This window comes from Actinoplanes sp. NPDC051633 (genome assembly GCF_040681735.1).
In the GTDB taxonomy this organism is placed as follows: Bacteria; Actinomycetota; Actinomycetes; order Mycobacteriales; family Micromonosporaceae; genus Actinoplanes.
Map to the genome: position 1 here is coordinate 1 of NZ_JBFAZH010001386.1, position 1,842 is coordinate 1,842.

Genomic DNA, 1,842 nt, shown 5'->3' on the forward strand with positions numbered 1-1,842 from the left:
CGCTCGCCGACAGGTCATCAAGCGTGGCCGCCTGATCGAGCCGGCCGGCCAATGCATCGACCGATCGCTGCGCGGCCACCGTCGCACCGCGATCGGCGTGTCGACTGGCGGAGATCCCGTCCGCGACGGCGACCACCAGGAACCGGCTCGCCCGGTCCCGCCCGAGTTGGTAGGCGTCCTGGCGGGCGACCACCGGCTCGGTGCAGCGGTGCCCGGGACCGACGACCGACGCCGCGCGCACCGACAAGTCACCGACCTGCGCCTCGTCGGCGGCGATCCCGGGCGCCGATCGGTGCGGCGGCAGCAGCCAGGGCTGTGCGTGCGCGTTCGACCCGCGCTCGTCGAAGCGGGGCGGCGCAGGGAATCTCCTCTCCGCGTCGGCCCGGATGCCGCGGGCCGCCGGAAGCGGCCGCGGCGCGGCGATCATCGCGGCCGGTGGAGCGGCCGGCACGGGGAGTGCGGCCGCCACGGGCTGCGCGACGCGGCGAGCCCACTCGACATGGAGCGCCGAAACGCTCGCGATGATCCCCGCAATGGCGAACAGGGGCACGACCGCGGGTGCATCGAGCATGACGATCTCGAGCGACGCGACGAAGATTATCGCGGCAGCCCAGATGGCGAGAGGGGGCCGGATCGGCATTGCCCGAACGTAGCCGCCGGAGCGACGCCGGCGAGTCCCCGATGTGACCGAACGCTGTAGATTTAGGGACAGTGGTCAAGGGTCGGCGAGTCAGGCCAGGCCGGCGTCGTGGGCGAGCAGGGCGATCTGGGTGCGGTTGTCGAGGTCGAGCTTCGTCAGAATGTGCGAGACATGGGTCTTCACGGTGGCCAGCGTCATGTTCAGCGCCTTGGCGATCTCGGTGTTGTTGTGGCCCTGGGCGATCGCCACGACGACGTCGTGTTCGCGCGGGCTGAGCGTGGCGAGCGTTTCCCTGGCGCGGGTGTAGGCGCCGGCCTGGACGGCCGTCCGGTCCATCAGGCGGCGGGTGATCCGCGGCGAGAGGATCGGCTCGCCGGCCGCAACCTGCCGGACCGCCTCGGCGATCCGGGCCGGCGGGGTGTCCTTGAGCAGGAAGCCGCTGGCGCCGGCGCGCAGCGCGAGCAGGATGTTCTCGTCGGTGTCGAATGTGGTCAGAACGATGACCTCGGGCGGGCGCGGGCGGGCGCGCAGGCGGCGGGTTGCGGTAAGGCCGTCGACCCGCGGCATCCGCAGATCCATGAGTACGACGTCAGGGGCGTGCGCGTCGGCGGCGGCCGGCACCTCGTCGCCGTCGCAGGCTTCGCCGACCACCGCGATGCCCGGGGCGCCGTCGAGCATCATGGTGAGCCCGGCGCGGACGAGCGCGTCGTCGTCGACGACCAGCACGCGCACCGGTTGGGTCACGGGGGCCATGGTAGCGACGCGTGCAGCCGGAACTCGCCGTCGATGCAGTGATGGTCGAGCTGCCCGCCGGCAAGGTTCACCCGCTCGGTGAGCCCGACCAGCCCGGCGCCACCGGACGGGGCGGACGCCGTCGTGCGCTGCGGCCCAAGCGTGTTACGGACATCGATCTGCAGGCCTGCGCCCGGCCCGCCGCGCAGATCGACCCGGACCAGCTGGCCGGCCGCGTGTTTGCGGGCGTTGGTCAGGCCCTCCTGGATCACCCGGTACGCCGTGCGGGCCGCGGCCGGTGGCGCCTCGGCCGGCTCGTCCACCGCCGCGCTCAGGAGCACCTCGGTGCCGGCGTCGCGCGACTCGTCGACCAGCCCCGGGACGTCGGGCAGCGCCCGCTGCGGACGCCCGCCAACGCCCCCCCGCGGGGCGTGGTCGCGCCGCCGCGAGTTAACCTCGCGCAGCTCCAA

Annotated in this window: 2 protein-coding genes and 1 pseudogene; all 3 read right to left on the minus strand. The window is 73.5% G+C overall.

Annotation, left to right across the window (positions count from 1 at the left end; genetic code table 11):
• Positions 1–640, minus strand: a 640-nt coding sequence (locus AB0M20_RS41240) for a protein phosphatase 2C domain-containing protein (RefSeq protein WP_364306746.1), incomplete at its 3' end; no start/stop codon positions are given.
• A gap of 90 nt (positions 641–730) precedes the next feature.
• Positions 731–1,393: a response regulator transcription factor gene (locus AB0M20_RS41245; RefSeq protein ID WP_364306748.1), complete on the minus strand. Its 663-nt coding sequence runs from the start codon at positions 1,391–1,393 to the stop codon at positions 731–733.
• Positions 1,381–1,842, minus strand: a pseudogene (locus AB0M20_RS41250) (sensor histidine kinase); the annotation flags it as partial. The gene AB0M20_RS41245 and the pseudogene AB0M20_RS41250, both read right to left, overlap by 13 nt.

Bases quoted from the DNA above. Each gene is read 5' to 3' on its own strand.
- AB0M20_RS41245 (WP_364306748.1), bottom strand. From the start codon at position 1,393: ATGGCCCCCGTGACCCAACCGGTGCGCGTGCTGGTCGTCGACGACGAC.